Annotated in this window: 17 protein-coding genes; 7 read left to right on the top strand and 10 right to left on the bottom strand. The window is 64.3% G+C overall.

The features are described 5' to 3' along the window. The first annotated feature begins 655 nt into the window (after window positions 1-655). From ygiD to C0V76_RS09320, 3 genes are all read left to right on the top strand, one after another. Window positions 656-1582, top strand: a complete 927-nt coding sequence (gene ygiD, locus C0V76_RS09330) for a 4,5-DOPA dioxygenase extradiol (RefSeq protein WP_101942113.1) — start codon at window positions 656-658, stop codon at window positions 1580-1582. A 523-nt stretch (window positions 1583-2105) separates the two neighbouring features. Continuing rightward, window positions 2106-2594 (top strand): glutathione peroxidase, encoded by a 489-nt coding sequence (locus C0V76_RS09325; protein ID WP_101942112.1) that lies wholly within the window; start codon window positions 2106-2108, stop codon window positions 2592-2594. Next, window positions 2591-3046 (top strand): MarR family winged helix-turn-helix transcriptional regulator, encoded by a 456-nt coding sequence (locus tag C0V76_RS09320; protein WP_101942111.1) that lies wholly within the window; start codon window positions 2591-2593, stop codon window positions 3044-3046. Before C0V76_RS09325 ends, C0V76_RS09320 begins: the two co-directional genes overlap by 4 nt. A 3-nt stretch (window positions 3047-3049) precedes the next feature. On the opposite strand, the gene C0V76_RS09315 is transcribed toward C0V76_RS09320, so the two are convergent. From C0V76_RS09315 to C0V76_RS09300, 4 genes are read right to left on the bottom strand one after another with little or no spacing between them, the layout of a single operon-like run. Next, the gene (locus C0V76_RS09315; RefSeq protein ID WP_101942110.1) at window positions 3050-3523 is read right to left on the bottom strand and encodes a nuclear transport factor 2 family protein; all 474 of its coding nucleotides are present in this window, start codon (window positions 3521-3523) and stop codon (window positions 3050-3052) included. Further along, window positions 3520-4146 (bottom strand): pyridoxamine 5'-phosphate oxidase family protein, encoded by a 627-nt coding sequence (locus C0V76_RS09310; RefSeq protein ID WP_101942109.1) that lies wholly within the window; start codon window positions 4144-4146, stop codon window positions 3520-3522. The genes C0V76_RS09315 and C0V76_RS09310 overlap by 4 nt, the downstream gene beginning before the upstream one ends. 3 nt (window positions 4147-4149) lie before the next feature. Then, the gene (grxC, locus tag C0V76_RS09305) at window positions 4150-4383 is read right to left on the bottom strand and encodes a glutaredoxin 3 (RefSeq protein WP_101942108.1); all 234 of its coding nucleotides are present in this window, start codon (window positions 4381-4383) and stop codon (window positions 4150-4152) included. 54 nt (window positions 4384-4437) lie between these two features. Then, entirely contained in the window at window positions 4438-4983 is a 546-nt protein-coding gene (locus tag C0V76_RS09300; RefSeq protein WP_101942107.1) for a carboxymuconolactone decarboxylase family protein, read from the bottom strand. Window positions 4984-5125: 142 nt separating this feature from the next. On the opposite strand from C0V76_RS09300, the gene C0V76_RS09295 reads away from it, so the two are divergent. After that, window positions 5126-6031 (top strand): LysR family transcriptional regulator, encoded by a 906-nt coding sequence (locus C0V76_RS09295; protein ID WP_101942106.1) that lies wholly within the window; start codon window positions 5126-5128, stop codon window positions 6029-6031. A 62-nt stretch (window positions 6032-6093) separates the two neighbouring features. On the opposite strand, the gene C0V76_RS09290 is transcribed toward C0V76_RS09295, so the two are convergent. From C0V76_RS09290 to C0V76_RS20330, 4 genes are all read right to left on the bottom strand, one after another. Further along, window positions 6094-6858, bottom strand: a complete 765-nt coding sequence (locus tag C0V76_RS09290; protein WP_101942105.1) for a hypothetical protein — start codon at window positions 6856-6858, stop codon at window positions 6094-6096. Next, complete coding sequence (locus tag C0V76_RS09285; protein ID WP_101942104.1) at window positions 6855-7748, bottom strand: hypothetical protein; 894 nt, start codon at window positions 7746-7748, stop codon at window positions 6855-6857. The genes C0V76_RS09290 and C0V76_RS09285 overlap by 4 nt, the downstream gene beginning before the upstream one ends. Continuing rightward, window positions 7735-8337: a 5-fold beta-flower protein gene (locus C0V76_RS09280; RefSeq protein WP_216821702.1), complete on the bottom strand. Its 603-nt coding sequence runs from the start codon at window positions 8335-8337 to the stop codon at window positions 7735-7737. The genes C0V76_RS09285 and C0V76_RS09280 overlap by 14 nt, the downstream gene beginning before the upstream one ends. Window positions 8338-8627: 290 nt before the next feature. Continuing rightward, the gene (locus tag C0V76_RS20330) at window positions 8628-8759 is read right to left on the bottom strand and encodes a hypothetical protein (protein ID WP_256376400.1); all 132 of its coding nucleotides are present in this window, start codon (window positions 8757-8759) and stop codon (window positions 8628-8630) included. On the opposite strand from C0V76_RS20330, the gene C0V76_RS09275 reads away from it, so the two are divergent. Together C0V76_RS09275 and C0V76_RS09270 are read left to right on the top strand one after the other, a co-directional pair. Then, on the top strand, window positions 8758-9054 hold the full coding sequence (locus tag C0V76_RS09275) for a hypothetical protein (protein ID WP_101942103.1): 297 nt from the start codon (window positions 8758-8760) through the stop codon (window positions 9052-9054). The genes C0V76_RS20330 and C0V76_RS09275 overlap by 2 nt on opposite strands. 186 nt (window positions 9055-9240) lie before the next feature. Next, entirely contained in the window at window positions 9241-10611 is a 1371-nt protein-coding gene (locus C0V76_RS09270; protein ID WP_101942102.1) for a Fic family protein, read from the top strand. Here the strand turns inward: C0V76_RS09270 and C0V76_RS09265 are convergent. Further along, a complete protein-coding gene (locus C0V76_RS09265) occupies window positions 10608-11606 on the bottom strand; it encodes a 2-hydroxyacid dehydrogenase (protein WP_101942101.1) in 999 nt (332 codons plus the stop codon). The two genes, C0V76_RS09270 and C0V76_RS09265, sit on opposite strands and share 4 nt — an antisense overlap. A gap of 171 nt (window positions 11607-11777) precedes the next feature. After that, complete coding sequence (locus tag C0V76_RS09260; protein WP_101942245.1) at window positions 11778-12491, bottom strand: YebC/PmpR family DNA-binding transcriptional regulator; 714 nt, start codon at window positions 12489-12491, stop codon at window positions 11778-11780. A 176-nt stretch (window positions 12492-12667) separates the two neighbouring features. Between C0V76_RS09260 and C0V76_RS09255 the strand changes: the two genes are divergently transcribed. Continuing rightward, window positions 12668-13543, top strand: coding sequence for an EamA family transporter (locus C0V76_RS09255; RefSeq protein ID WP_101942100.1), 876 nt, complete (start codon window positions 12668-12670; stop codon window positions 13541-13543). Window positions 13544-13597: the final 54 nt, after the last annotated feature.

The raw sequence follows: 13597 nt of genomic DNA, 5'->3' as shown, positions 1-13597 counted from the left end.
AGTCGTACGGCTCTCAAAATGCCTCCGATGCATAGAGTGGATTCAAGACATGCAGCCTGTTATGCGTTCAGCGTACCAAAACGAACTGTTCTTGGCCTCGCTGCTCTTTGTACGATGGCGTCGAGAATGCATGTTCAAGCTCGGTAGGGGCTTTGCGCATGGATGTCACATGACCGCGTACGGCGCAGTCGTAGGGTGCGGTGCCAACCGCACCGGATGTTTCCCTCGCGCGCGACAGCGTGCGTTGATCAAAGTGGCGGAGTTTGCACTCCGCCCTACGCCTGAACGCCCGTTTTCAATTCTCCGACCGTCCGCATCGGGTCGAAAGCGGCTGTTCGCAGCTCCAGTGGCATGCTCAAGTCACGCCAGCGTAGTGATCATGCGTTCCAGACTTCGCAAGAAGTCCTGAGATGTTCCTGCGGCCGGCGACGCTCCGCGACTCACCGCGTACGTCGGAGTGTAGGGTGCGGTGCAAACCGCACCGGATGTTTTCCCCTGTATGACGGAGTGCGTTGATCAGGCTGGCGGAGTTTGCACTCCGCCCTACGCCGGGCACTCGGATTGTTGCGGAAGCTGGGAGGGGCTTTTGCGGGGCGCGGCTGGAACCTCCGGGCTGGGGCGGGTATCAATGGGGTTTTGAATCTGCAGGATCAGCATGAGTCATTCCCGCCACCCCGATTCCCAACGTCGCCGCTTCCTGATTCAGGGCTCGGCGTTCGGCACGCTCACCGCCCTCCACAGCCTGGGCGCCTGGGCGGCCACGCAAGGCAAGCCCTCGGGCAAGGGCGAAAAGTTCAAGCCTGCGCCGGTGCTTTTCATCGGCCACGGCAGCCCGATGAATGCGATCCACGAAAATGCCTTTACCCGCTGCCTTAACGCGCTGGGCAAGAAGCTGCCTGCGCCGAAGGCGATGCTGGTGGTGTCTGCGCACTGGCTCTCGCCCGGCGTGACAGCGGTGAACGTGGCCGAGCGCCCGCCGACGATTCACGACTTCGGTGGCTTCCCGGCCGAACTCCACGCCATGGAATACCCGGCACCGGGCTCGCCCCGGCTTGCACGCGAAGCGATCCGCGCGGTGAAGGGCGTGAAGGTGGTGGCGACCGAGGAGTGGGGGCTGGATCATGGCACCTGGACCGTGCTGCACCACCTGTATCCGGAGGCGAAGATTCCGGTCTTCCAGCTTTCCATCGATTACGCCAGGGGGCCGGAATTTCATTACCAGCTCGGTCGCGAGCTGGCCGCCCTGCGCCAGAAGGGGGTGATGATCATCGGCAGCGGCAACATCGTGCACAACCTGCGTGCTACCCAGCGCAACCAGTCTGAGGCAATGCGCGCCTCGCAGGACTGGGCTCAGCGCTTCGATGAGGCCTTTGCTGCTGCGCTCGCTCAGCGGGAAGACAAACGCATTCTCGACTACACCCGGCTGGACGCCAGCGTGAGCATGGCCGTGCCCACGCCTGACCATTACTTTCCGATGCTCTACGCGCTGGGCGCGGCCGGTCGTGATGAAGCGGCAGAGACGCTCTTCACCGGCTTTCACAGCGGCACCCTGAGCATGCGCTGCTTCGGTTTCGGGGTGTAAGCGGCGAACCGGGCAGGAAATGAAACGCCGTGTGCGGCTCGGCCTTGGGGGCGGGCACTCCAAACCACCGCGTACGGCGCAGTCTTAGGGTGAAGTGAAACTCCACCGCATGTGTTGATCAAAGCGGCGGAGTTTGCACTCCGCCCTACGCTGGGCTGGATGTCATGTAACCCAGGCGGAGGAGGGGCCGAAGTCGCTTTCGGTAATGGTCGTTGAATCAAGTGTCGCACCACCTTGGAACGCCATGATCGCAAGAAGAATCCTGCCGCTTCCGACATGCCATGCGCCTAAATGAACGGTATTAGCCTCGCGGCCCCTTTTTGTCGTTCTGGCAGATCGAGAGATCAGGCGGCTCTGCGCGTTGGCGCAGTCCCGTCAAAGCGGGGCTCGCGGCAGAAACGTGATCCGCCCGCTTGATCTGCTGGCGGCGATTGACAGAGCGGGTCGGAAAGCGCGAATATAAGTCGCACGCGATTTAATCGTAAAAGATTTAAGTTCCCCCCAGATCATTCCGGAGTTCAGCATGAGCAGCTTTCATCAATTCAGCGCCCGCAGCCTGCGCGGCGAGCCCGTCGATTTCAGCCGCTACGCCGGCAAGGTGGTGCTGGTGGTGAATACCGCCAGCCAGTGTGGTCTCACGCCGCAATACACCGGGCTGGAGGCGCTGTACCAGAAGTACCGCGAGCATGGGCTGGAGATCCTCGGCTTTCCCTGCAACCAGTTTGGCCAGCAGGAGCCGGGCGGGGTGAAGGAAATCGAGCAGACCTGCCTGCTCAACTACGGGGTGAGCTTTCCGATGTTCGAGAAGGTGGATGTGAATGGTGGGCAGAGCCATCCGCTGTTTGCCTGGCTGCGCGGCGCGCTGCCGGGGTTCTTCGGGCAGAAGATCCGCTGGAATTTCACCAAGTTCCTGATCGGTCGCGATGGCCAGCCGATCAAGCGTTTCGCGCCGATCACCAAGCCGGCGGCGCTTGAAGCACAAGTGCGTCGCGCGCTGGGGCTGGCGGCATGAGCGAGGCCCAGCCCGACGATCCGCTGCGCCTGGAGCTTCAGCTGTGCTTTCCGCTCTACGCCGCTTCGCGGCTGGTCACGCGCCTGTATCAGCCGTTGCTGGAGCCGCTGGGCCTGACCTATCCGCAGTACATCGTGCTGATGATCCTGTGGGAAGAGTCGCCCTGCTCGGTGTCGCACATCGGCGAGCGCGCGCTGCTGGCCTCGAACACGCTTACGCCGCTGCTCAAGCGCCTGGAGCAGCAAGGCCTGGTGCAGCGCAGCCGCGCGGCGCATGACGAGCGCGTGGTCACCATCGCCCTCACCGAAGCCGGGCAGGCGCTGCGGCAGGACTGCGCCTGTGTGCCGGAGAAGCTCTACCAGCAGGTGGGCTATCCGCTCGATGAGGCGCGCCAGCTCAAGGCGCAGCTGGACACCTTGCTGGCGCGGCTGGCGAGCCTGCCGCCGGAGTGAGGCTCAGAGCCCCAGCTCGCTCAGGCCGGGGTGATCGTCCGGCCGGCGGCCTTGTGGCCAGTGGAACTTGCGCTCGGCTGCGCTGATCGGCAAATCGTTGATGCTGGCGTAGCGCTTGGCCATCAGGCCGTGCTCGTCGAATTCCCAGTTTTCGTTGCCGTAGGAGCGGAACCAGTTGCCGCCCTCGTCGTGCCATTCATAGGCGAAGCGCACGGCGATGCGATTGGCTGTGAAGGCCCAAAGCTCCTTGATGAGCCGGTAGTCGTGTTCGCGCGCCCACTTGCGCACCAGAAAGGCTTCGATCTCGGCGCGGCCGCGCGGGAATTCGGCGCGATTGCGCCACTGACTGTCCGGCGTATAGGCCAGCGCCACGCGTGCGGGCTCACGGCTGTTCCAGGCATCTTCGGCGAGGCGCACTTTCTGGCGCGCGCTGTCTTCGTTGAAGGGCGGCAGGGGCGGGCGGTCGACGGTGTTCATGGTTTCGATTCCTGTGAGGCTTGAAGGCTGGCGACTTGCGCGCGCAGTTGCTGCAGTTCGTCGAGCAAGGGCGCCAGCATGGGTTTGAGTTCGGCTTCGGTAAAACGCGGGGTGATGTGCTGCGGGCAGTTCCACTCGATGGCTTCGATGTGGATCAGCACACCGCGCTCGACTGCTGCAGGGTAGTTGGGCAGGGCGAGCTGCGCCATGACTTCGGGCGCGTCCTCGGCATGCACGATGCGGGCCAGCCCCCACAGCTTGAGGCGGCGCTGGCCTGCGTAATCCATGAGGATCAGCGAGACGCGCTCGTCGGCGTTCAGGTTGCCTACGCTGAGGTACTGCGCATTGCCCCGGAAGTCGGCATAGCCAATCGTGCGCGCATCGAGCACGCGCAGAAAGCCGGCCGGCCCGCCGCGATGCTGGACGTAGGGCCAGCCGGTTTCGCTGACTGTGGCCTGATAGAAGCTGTCGCGCGTGCTGATGAAGGCAATGTCGGCTTCGCGCAGGGTGTTGCGCGGATCGGAGGCACGCTCGAAGCCTTCCATGTGGGCGCGGCTGCCGTAGCGCGTCTGCGCCGCACGCACGCTGTCGGTGAAGCTGATGTCGGCGAATGCGCGTGGCATAGCTCAGCCCTGCTTTGCAAACCAGGCCTGCAGATCGTCGAAGCCGCCGATGTGCTGCTCGCCCGCGAAGATCTGCGGCACGGTGCGGCGCTGGCTGCGGGCTTGCGCTTCGGCGCGTGCGGCGGGGTTGGTGCTGACGTCGATCTCGGTGAAGCCGAGTCCGCGCTGCGTGAGCAGGGATTTTGCTGCGTGGCAGTAGGGGCAGGTGCTTGAGGTGTAGAGCGTGATGTCGGACATGTTGATTCCTTTCTTGAGGAAAATGCCCCGGGCTGGTGCCGGGGCTGTGCTTGATCAGGCGGCCTTGTGCGCGACGAGCGGGAAATCCACATCGGTCTGCGCAACGTTGTTGATGTAGTTGGTGAGCACATTGAGCGCGACGTTGAGCACGATTTCGACGACTTCCGCTTCGCCGAAGCCGGCGGCGCGCAGGCTGGCGAGATCACCATCGCTGACGCGACCGCGCTCGGCTGCGACACGGCGGGCGAATTTCAGCGCAGCGGCGGTCTTGGCATCGCTGGAGTGCGCGTCGCGCGCAGCGTCGATTTCTGCCGCGCTGACCTTGGCGAGATTGGCTGCGAGGTAGCTGTGGGCCGAGAGGCAGTAATCGCAGCCGTTGTATTCGGCGATGGCCAGCGCAATGCGCTCGCGCAGCGGGGCGGACAGCGCGCCCTTGGCGAGAGCGCCGTTGAGCAACAGATAGCCTTCGAGCGCGGCCGGGCTGTGGCCGACGAGCTTCATCAGGTTGGGCACGACGCCCAGTTGCTTGTGGACAGCGTCCAGCAGGGGGCGGGAAGCGGCTTGGGATTGTTCGACGGCGGGGATGCTGATGCGTGACATGGTGGTTCTCCTTGGGTTTGCATGGCTGCCGTTGCACACCGTGTGCAGCGGATGGAATGCATTCTTCCAAGTTCCACCAGATTGAAGAATATCCATGATTTGCAATTTATAATTCCACTTATTGGAATGCAGAGAGCGCGGCATGGACCGACTGTTGAGCATGGGCGTCTTCGTGGCGGTGGCGGAGGAAGAGAGCTTCGCGGGGGCTGCGCGGCGGCTGGCGATGTCGCCCCCTGCGGTGACACGCACGATTGCCGCGCTGGAGGGGCACCTGGGCGTGAAGCTGCTCAACCGCACGACACGCTATGTGCGCGTGACCGAAGCCGGGCAGCGTTATCTGGACGATTCGCGGCGCGTGATCGCGGCGGCGGATGAAGCGGACGAAGCCGCCGCCGGCGTGAATGCTGCGCCGCGTGGCCATGTGACGATCACGGCACCCGTTTCATTCGGCCGCCTGCATGTGATGCCCTGCGTGGTGGAGTACCTCGCGCGCTATCCGGAAACCGAGGTAAACGCGCTGCTGCTGGACCGCGTGGTGAACCTGGTGGAAGAAGGCGTGGATGTTGGCGTACGCATCGGCAATCTGCCGGATGCGAGCTTCAAGGCGCTGCGCGTGGGGCAGATCCGGCGCGTGCTGTGTGCCGCGCCGGACTATCTCGCACAACACGACGAACCCACCGAGCCGCAACAGCTCGCGGCGCATCAGATCATCGCGGCAACGAGCGTGAGCCCCATGGTGGAATGGCGCTTCGGGCTGGAAGGCGCGGAACAATCGGTGCGCATCCGCCCCCGCCTCACCGTGACGAACAATGACGCGGCCATCGCAGCCGCAGTGCGTGGCGCTGGCATCGCGCGCCTGCTCTCCTACCAGGTCGCCAGCGCAGTGGCGGAAGGCACGCTGCGGATCGTGATGGCCGCGCACGAGCCGCCGCCGATGCCGATCCACGTGATCCACCGCGAAGGGCGGCAAGCCTCAGCGAAGGTGCGCGCGCTGGTGGATCTGCTGGTCGAACACTTGCGCGCAGAACGCAGCCTGCAGCCGGGTTGAGAGGGTGCGGGCCGTGATGGCGCGCAGCCAGGCCCTCGCGTTTGCCTGGTGTGGCGAACGGCTCAGCCGCCGTGCCGCCGTTCGATGACCTCGCCGTTCTTTCTGCGCCAGTCGTAAATCTGCCAGCGCAGCGGCTCCGTTGTGAGCGGCACTTCGGCTTTTTCCAGCACCTGCCCGTTGATGATCACGGTGATCCAGCTCTTCTGTGGCGGGGTGTCGAAGCGGCTGGGCAGGAGGCTCATCTCCTGAGACTGCTTGGCGCGCGTAACGCCGTCGTAGGTGATGCTGCGCGAGCCGTCCCACGGCGACTTCATGTGCGAGCCATCGCGCTTGCTGACGATGAACATCGGCAGCATGACTTTCTTGCCATCGCGCTGGCCCTTAAGGCCGGGGATCGGCGCCTTCTCAAATTCCCATTCCACCCAGGCCATGAGGTCGTCCTGATCCTTGGTGCCAAGGAAAGAGGGCGGCAGGGCGAGTTGCAGCTCGAAGAGACAGGTCTGGCCGCGTGAGGCCTCGCCGACGATCAGCCCCTTGCCGGGCAGGAAGAGCCCGCGCCGGTCGGGGCGGTCGTCAGGGGTGACACGCTCGGGAAACACCGGCGGCCAGTCGCAGCGAAAATTGAAGCCGTAGTAGCGCGGCGGGCTGTCGAGACTGGCGCAGTAGTTGGGGTCGCGCCCGAAGCACAGGATGCGCTGCATCTTTTGCGAGCGCGGGCTGTTGGTGTCGAAGACGCGGCCGCTATCGTATTCCTCTTCCGGCACCAGGGTGAGTGCGTGGCTGTGGCTGGCGAGCAGCAAGAGGGCCGCAAGCAGGGCGCGGATCATGGTTTCACCTCGAATCGGGTGCGGCTGAGGAGTTTGCCGGCGTACCACCATTCGAAGGTGTAGAAGCCGGGTGGATCCTTGGGGCCGATGCGCCAGCTCTGGCTGAGAGTGCGGTAGTACTCGCCGACGTTGAAATTGACGCTGTGGCGGAAGATGTAGGAGGTCACCTCGCGCTGGCTGCGCTGCCCCCAGAGCTTGACCACGTAGCGTGCGCCGCAGTCGCCGCCGCCCTTGTAGTGATGGCTGTTGGGAATCTTGCCGGTGGTGTGCGCCGGCACCAGCGCTGCGGTTTCGCCCATGCACTGGCGCCATTCGACGCCGCGCATGCTCGGGCGCGGGCGGTAGATCACGGTGTCGGACGGCACCACCACGCGCTGTTGCAGGTTGAGGAAACCACCGCCGCGCTGGCGGGCAATGGCCAGCGTGCTGTTGTACTGCTCGCCCGCCTTCAGCGCCGGGATGCTGTCGAGCGGCTGCACGCGGTATTCGGTTTCGCCGCGCGCGTTGTCGCTCACCAATGCATGGCTGGCGCCGAGCAGGAAGAAGTTGGGCTGGGTGAGATCGTCGTTCGAATCGCCGCGCCGATTGGCGAGACGCTCGGCGGCGAGCGTTTCCGGCCGCGAGGGGTCGAAGAAGCGCAGGGCGACGGGGAATTGCGTGAAGGGCTGGTCGTAGTCCAGCGGCAACTGTGTGCACAGCTTGCTCATGCTGCTGAGCGGCGGGTCGCACAGGCGTTCATTGAAAATTACGCCGGGCGCTTCGAAGGCTTCGAGGTACTGCACTTCCTTTTCGCTCAGCTCACGATGCGGCAGGGTTTGCGCCAGCGCGGCGGGTGATGCGGCCACCGCGATGCAGCAGGCCAGCAGGCGAGCGGCATCAGGGGCGCGCACAGTCGGCGTCTCCGTAAGTGCAGAAGGTCGAGGGGCTGAGTTGCCGGCTCTGCTCGACCTGGGTGGCGCGCGTGCGGGCGGCGTTGCTGTCGCCAGGCGCTGGCGGGTTGGGCGAGGGCGCAGCAGGTGTTGCCGTGTCGGACGTCAGGCGGCCGGTGTAGCGCCCCTGCGCGTCGTATTGCCGGCCATCGGCATCGACGCGGCCCTGATAGGCGCCTTGTGCGCTGTAGATGCGTCCGCTGGCATCGATGCGGCCGGTGTGCACGCCCTGCGCGTCGTAGAAGCGCCCGGAGACATCCGTCTTGCCGATGTAGCGACCCTGGCTGTCGTACATGCGCCCGCTCTGCGGATCAGTGCGCCCCTGATAGCGCCCTTGGCTGTCGTAACGGCGGCCGTCGGCATCGATGCGGCCGGTATGGCGCCCTTGGCTGTCGTACTGCCGGGCGGGGGCGGGGCGGGCCTGTGCGCTGCCCGCGCGCGTGCCCTTGGCGACGGCGGGCACGGCATGCAGCGCCAGTAGCGGGCAGAGCAGGGCAAGCAGGACAGCAAGGCAGCGTGACGCAGTCGATCGGATGGCGGGCGGATTCATGCAGGCAGCGTTCCTCACAGGCGGTTGGGGACCCCTCCGCACTGCTGGAAACTACGACCGCTGAAGGCGTACGCTTGATGGCATGGGTGTAAAAAAAGGATGCAGCGTGCGCCCGACGACAAGCCCGTTCTTTTCTGAGAAGCTGTTCCCGATCTTACTGCGAGGCCGTGATCAGGGCTCATGCGCAGCTCGGAATCCTCATTGATCAACATAAACTCCGGCTCCTGTGCAGCTCTTCCCTTGCTGAACGGCTTCTCGCTACAGATCGTGATCAGCTTCTGAGGGCCGACTCAGACGAGATTGCAGGCGTAGTCTTCGAGCTGCTGGATGCAGATTCCCCAGCCTTCGTGAAAGCCCATCTCTTCGCGCTGGCGCTTCGCTTCCGGCGTGCCGTGCATCAGGTGAGCGGTGCAGCCGGCCATGGGCGTGCAGCTCGATTCCACGGCCCATATCGGTATCGCGCCGATCAGCGCGCTGAGCGCCGAGGGTGTGCAGCATCCGCACGGCTATATCGGTGCGCTGATGGCGGCGTCCGAAATGGCTTGGGCCGGTATGGCGTGGGGGACGCTGAGCTGGGGCTCACATAGGCGTGCTGCCATCCTTGCCGACGGTGAGGCGTTCGCTCGTCAGTTTGCCGTTGGCGTCGCGGCTGACGCTGAGCACGACATGCGCGCCGCTTACGAGTTGGCTGCGTTCGCCCATTTCCGTCTGGATTGAACGCACGAAACACCCACGGGACAAGGCTTTCCGCCTCTTTTTTTCGACTTTAATTGTCTGGAACAACTCCAAACCAGGGGGGGCGCCGTGCGTAGAGGTCAGTTAATACTAATTTAATTGATGATTAGTAGACATTGCCGGAGTGAGTTGCTACTTTCTACTAAATTAAATTTGAATTAGTAGAAAATGCGCATCCCTCGCACGCCTCCCGCACTCAAGGATGTATTTGCTTCGCTGGCCCGGCCTGAGGATTTGGCGCTGATTGCTCAGCACGCCAATCCGCTGCCGGCAGGGCGCTATCTGCATCGGGAGGATCTGCGCTATCGCAGGCCGCCTGAGGGCCTGAATCATGAGCAGTGGTGGGCGGCGACCTGTCTTGGGCGGGCTCCCCTGCTGTATGAACTGCCCTTGCTGGATGTGCAGGGACAGCCGTTCCGGTTTGCGACCCCCCAGCCTGTCCTGATCGATCTGCATCATATTGACCGGGATGCGGCCGGCCAGATCCGGGCGCCGGAGGGGGCGCCGATCCATGAGAACCGGCAGCCTTATCTGCTTGCTTCACTGATCGAGGAGGCCATTACTTCTAGTCAGCTGGAAGGTGCGGCCACCACCCGCAAGGTGGCCGCAGACATGCTGCGCGAAGGGCGCCAGCCGCGGGACCATGGCGAGCAGATGATTTTCAACAATTACCGGGCGATGGAATACCTGCGGGAGCTGCGCGATGAGCCGATCACGCCTCAGCGCATCCTGGACCTGCACCGCCTGCTGACGGTTGATACCCTGGAGAGCCCGGAGGATGCCGGGCGTTTGCGCAGTGGCAATGATGTGCAGGTCATCGATCAGCGCGATGGCAGCACGCTCCACACCCCGCCGGATTTCAGCGAGCTGCCCGGCCGGCTGGAGGCGCTGTGCGCGTTTGCCAATGCTGACGAGAACAGCCAGCCCTTCGTGCATCCGGTTCTGCGCGCAATCCTGCTGCACTTCATGCTGGGCTATGACCATCCCTTTGTGGATGGCAACGGGCGCACGGCGCGCGCCTTGTTCTACTGGGCGATGGCGCGCAGCGGCTACTGGCTGATGGAGTTCGTGTCGATCTCGCACATCATCAAGCAGGCGCCCGCCCGGTATGTGCGAGCCTATCTGCATACCGAAACGGATCACGGCGACACCAGCTACTTCCTGATTCATCAGCTGGGCACCATCCGCCGGGCGATCACGGCCCTGCACGCCTACATTGCGCGCAAGACTCGCGAGCAGCAGGATACCGAGCAGTTGCTGACGGACAAGTCTCCGTTTCTGCGCTTCCGCCTGAACCACCGGCAGATTTCCTTGCTGCGCAGCGCCCTGAAACACCCGTCTACGCCGCTGCGCATCGATGCGCACCAGAACACGCACGGCGTGGTCTATCAGACGGCACGTGCCGACTTGCTGGACCTGGAGTCTCTCGGGCTGTTCATCAAGGGCAAGCGCGGCAATGCCTACGAGTTCTACCCCCAGCCTGAGTTGCTGACGCGGATCCAGAGCCTGGCTGACACCGGGCCGGCGGCAAAGACCTAACCCAGTCGCACCCGGTTGATCACTTCTGCGCCGCGCTCGAAGGCGCTGGCGCTGGCGAGCGTGGTCTGGGCGATGGCGTTGAGGGCCTCACGCGTGAGGAAGCCCTGGTGAGAGGTGATCAGCACGTTGGGGAAGGTCATCAGGCGGGCCAGCTGGTCATCCTGCAGTGGGCGATCGGAGAGGTCGTGGAAGAACACGCCTTCCTCCATTTCATACACATCCAGCCCCACGCCGCCGACCTGGCCGCTCTTGAGCGCTTCGATCAGCGCTGGCGTGTCGATCAGGCCACCGCGTGAGGTGTTGATGAGAATCACGCCGCGCCGGGTCTGCGCCAGTGCGGCGGCATTGATGATGTGGTGGCTCTGTTCGGTGAGCGGCAGGTGCAGCGAGATCACGTCGGCCTCGGCCAGCACGCGTTCCAGGCTCGCATATTCGAAGCCGATCTCGGCCGCGATGGCGGGATTTTCGTAGGGGTCGTAGGCGATCAGCTTGCAGCCGAAACCCTTGGCGATGCGCATCGCGCACTGGCCGATGCGACCGGCACCGAGCGAGCCGTAGGTCTTGCCATGCAGGGTGAAGCCTTCGAGATTGTCGAGCGAGAAATTCTGCTCGCGCACGCGGTTGTAGGCGCGGTGGGTCTTGCGGACCAGGGTCAGGAGGAGCGCGAAGGCGTGCTCGGCGACGGCTTCCGGCGAGTAGGCCGGCACGCGTGCCACGACGATCCCGGCGCGCTCGGCAGCGGCGATGTCAATGCCATTGAAACCGGCCGCGCGCAGGGCCACCAGGCGGACGCCCAGCTCCGCTAAACGCTGCAGCACATGCTCGGTGAGGCGGCAATTCACGAAGGGGCAGACGGCGTCGAAGCCGGCGGCGAGTTCCACGGTCTTGTCGTGCAACCGCTCTTCGAAGAATTCGAGCTGATGGGCGCCACTGGCGTTGGCTTCGCTCAGGGCGCGTTCATCGTAAGGATGGGTGTCGAAAACTGCGATGCGCATCGTGCTTCTCCTGTCTGCTGCGATGAGGTCAGTATGCCGCGTCAGCGCGAGGCCGCGCATCGTTTGTCCGGATGCAGCAAGCAAAGACTTTGATCCCTCGGCAAGACGCGGCGCTGCAATGCACAGGGGCCGCAAATGCGGCCCCTGAGGTGGTGACAGAGCCGGCGAGGTTCAGTCCGTCAGCGCGACGTAAACGTTCTGCACGTCGTCGTTTTCATCGATGGCGGCGAGGAAGGCTTCGACCTCCTCCAGCGCTTCGGCACTCAGGCTGGCAGCGCTGACCGGGTTCTTGGGGCGGTAGCCGAGCTTGGCTGAGAGCACGTTGAAGCCCTGACCGGCGAGCGCCTTGCTGACCAGATCGAGCTCGGTCGGATCGGTATAGAAGAGGGTTGTGCCCGCCTCATCACCAGCCTCCAGATCCTGCGCGCCGGCTTCGATGGCGGCTTCTTCCGGATCGACGCCAGCCTTGACTGCTTCGGCTTCGATCATGCCCAGGTGATCGAAGTCCCAGGCTACCGAGCCGGAGGTGCCGAGCTGGCCCTTGCGGAACAGCACGCGCATTTCGGGCGCGGTGCGGCGCACGTTGTCGGTGAGGCACTCGACCATCACCGCAACCTGATGCGGGGCGAAACCTTCGTAGATGACGTGTTCGAAGCTGACCGGCTCGTCGGTGAGACCCGCGCCGCGTTTGATCGCGCGTTCCAGCGTGTCCTTGGGCATGGAAGCCTTCTTGGCCTGCTCCACGGCCAGACGCAGGCGCGAGTTCATCGCCGGGTCGGCACCGCCGCGCGCGGCGACGAGGATTTCCTTGACCAGTTTGCCGAAAATCTTGCCTTTGACGTTGGCGGCGATGTCTTTATGTTTGGCTTTCCACTGAGCGCCCATGGTGCGATTACCTGTATTGGTTGGCGTGACGGCGCCTGAAAGGTTCCAGGCTGTGCAGGCCGGCATTTTAAGCGCGCTGGCGGAAGACGGGTTCTGTCCTCATCCGCGCCTTGAGCCAGATCCATTGGCCGCACTCTGCGGCACAATGGCGACCCCCGTGTTCCGGAAGCGCCGCCATGCTTTACGTTCTTCTCGCTGCCACCTGCAGCGTGCTTGTCGCCGTGCTGCTGAAGCGCGCCCGGCGCCATGAAATTGATGTGGCCCAGGCGGTTGGCTGGAATTATCTGGCGGCATCCGTGCTGTGCTGGTTTCTGCTCCAGCCTTCGCTGAGCAGCCTGCAGCAGCCGGGCGCCCCCTGGCCTTCCTTGCTGGGTCTGGCCGTGGTGTTGCCGACCCTGTTCCTGGTGCTGGCGGCGAGCGTGCGCCGTGCCGGCATCGTGCTGACCGATATCGCTCAGCGCCTGTCCTTGCTCTTGTCCCTGCTGGCGGCCTTCCTGCTCTTTGGTGAAACCGCCAGCCTGCTCAAGCTGGCCGGGCTGGGGCTGGGCCTGTTGGCTGTGCTGGGGATTGTGTGGCGGCCGCAGCGCAGCGCGGCCAGCGAAGGCGGCGCGGCCTGGCCGCTGCTGCTCACGGTGTGGGCTGGCTTTGCGCTGGTCGACGTGATGCTCAAGCATATTGCCGCCGCCGGAACGCCTTTTGCTGCGTCCTTGCAGGTCAGCTTTGCTCTGGCCTTTGTCGGCATGGCGAGCTGGCTGCTGATCCGCGCTGTGCGCGCGCAAAAAACGGGGCAGGGGCGGCTCACCCTGCGCAATGGCGCAGCCGGCCTGCTGCTGGGGGCGCTCAATTTCGGCAACATCTTGTTCTATGTGCAGGCTCACCGCGCCCTGGCCAGCCAGCCAGCGGTGGTGTTTGCGAGCATGAACATCGGCGTGGTGGTGCTGGGCACGCTGGTGGGCGTGCTGGCCTTCGGCGAGCGCCTCTCGCGGCTCAATCGTGTGGCGATCGGGCTAGCGATCCTGGCCATCGGCCTGATTGCCCTGGCCAGGGCCTGAGCCGGGCGCGGCGGGTTCCGTGGCATAATCCGCCCCCTTTCACGTGGCGCAAGG

Source organism: Uliginosibacterium sp. TH139 (assembly GCF_002855595.1).
Lineage (GTDB): Bacteria > Pseudomonadota > Gammaproteobacteria > Burkholderiales > Rhodocyclaceae > Uliginosibacterium > Uliginosibacterium aquaticum.
Note: the sequence above shows the minus strand (reverse complement) of the source record. Positions and strands in the feature narration are given on the sequence as shown.

Coding starts and splice junctions, on each gene's coding strand:
- ygiD (WP_101942113.1), top strand. CDS start 656: ATGAGTCATTCCCGCCACCCCGATTCCCAACGTCGCCGCTTCCTGATT.
- C0V76_RS09325 (WP_101942112.1), top strand. CDS start 2,106: ATGAGCAGCTTTCATCAATTCAGCGCCCGCAGCCTGCGCGGCGAGCCC.
- C0V76_RS09320 (WP_101942111.1), top strand. CDS start 2,591: ATGAGCGAGGCCCAGCCCGACGATCCGCTGCGCCTGGAGCTTCAGCTG.
- C0V76_RS09315 (WP_101942110.1), bottom strand. CDS start 3,523: ATGAACACCGTCGACCGCCCGCCCCTGCCGCCCTTCAACGAAGACAGC.
- C0V76_RS09310 (WP_101942109.1), bottom strand. CDS start 4,146: ATGCCACGCGCATTCGCCGACATCAGCTTCACCGACAGCGTGCGTGCG.
- grxC (WP_101942108.1), bottom strand. CDS start 4,383: ATGTCCGACATCACGCTCTACACCTCAAGCACCTGCCCCTACTGCCAC.
- C0V76_RS09300 (WP_101942107.1), bottom strand. CDS start 4,983: ATGTCACGCATCAGCATCCCCGCCGTCGAACAATCCCAAGCCGCTTCC.
- C0V76_RS09295 (WP_101942106.1), top strand. CDS start 5,126: ATGGACCGACTGTTGAGCATGGGCGTCTTCGTGGCGGTGGCGGAGGAA.
- C0V76_RS09290 (WP_101942105.1), bottom strand. CDS start 6,858: ATGATCCGCGCCCTGCTTGCGGCCCTCTTGCTGCTCGCCAGCCACAGC.
- C0V76_RS09280 (WP_216821702.1), bottom strand. CDS start 8,337: ATGAATCCGCCCGCCATCCGATCGACTGCGTCACGCTGCCTTGCTGTC.
- C0V76_RS09275 (WP_101942103.1), top strand. CDS start 8,758: ATGGGCGTGCAGCTCGATTCCACGGCCCATATCGGTATCGCGCCGATC.
- C0V76_RS20330 (WP_256376400.1), bottom strand. CDS start 8,759: ATGGCCGGCTGCACCGCTCACCTGATGCACGGCACGCCGGAAGCGAAG.
- C0V76_RS09270 (WP_101942102.1), top strand. CDS start 9,241: ATGCGCATCCCTCGCACGCCTCCCGCACTCAAGGATGTATTTGCTTCG.
- C0V76_RS09265 (WP_101942101.1), bottom strand. CDS start 11,606: ATGCGCATCGCAGTTTTCGACACCCATCCTTACGATGAACGCGCCCTG.
- C0V76_RS09260 (WP_101942245.1), bottom strand. CDS start 12,491: ATGGGCGCTCAGTGGAAAGCCAAACATAAAGACATCGCCGCCAACGTC.
- C0V76_RS09255 (WP_101942100.1), top strand. CDS start 12,668: ATGCTTTACGTTCTTCTCGCTGCCACCTGCAGCGTGCTTGTCGCCGTG.